Below are 292 nucleotides of genomic sequence, written 5' to 3'. Positions count from 1 at the left end.
GGTTGCTGGTGCGGCTTAATCGGTTGCGCAAGGCGCCGGGTGGGGTGGGGAGATTTACTTTTGCCTTGGCGTTGTTCAGTTTTGTCTGCTTTATCGCCATTGCGGGGTTGATGGGGGCCAAGCCTGTTTAAGGCTTGAGACCGGGTTGACCCCTTCGCGAGCAAGCCCGCTCCCACCTTTAACCGTATTTCTCTGAGGGAACTCGGTTAAATGTGGGAGCGGTCTTGCTCGCGAAGGCGATATCAGCCGCGCAACGAAATCACCGGCCACCCACGTTTCTCGGCTTCAGCAC

General features: G+C 57.5%; 1 pseudogene. It reads left to right on the top strand.

The features are described from left to right. Window positions 1-131: pseudogene (locus tag BK660_RS31980) on the top strand (DUF2269 domain-containing protein); the annotation flags it as partial. Between the last annotated feature and the right edge of the window lie 161 nt (window positions 132-292).

It is taken from the genome of Pseudomonas brassicacearum (genome assembly GCF_003732265.1).
In the GTDB taxonomy this organism is placed as follows: Bacteria; Pseudomonadota; Gammaproteobacteria; order Pseudomonadales; family Pseudomonadaceae; genus Aquipseudomonas; species Aquipseudomonas brassicacearum_D.
The sequence above is the reverse complement of the archived record's forward strand: the minus strand, read 5'-3'. Positions and strand labels throughout refer to the sequence as shown.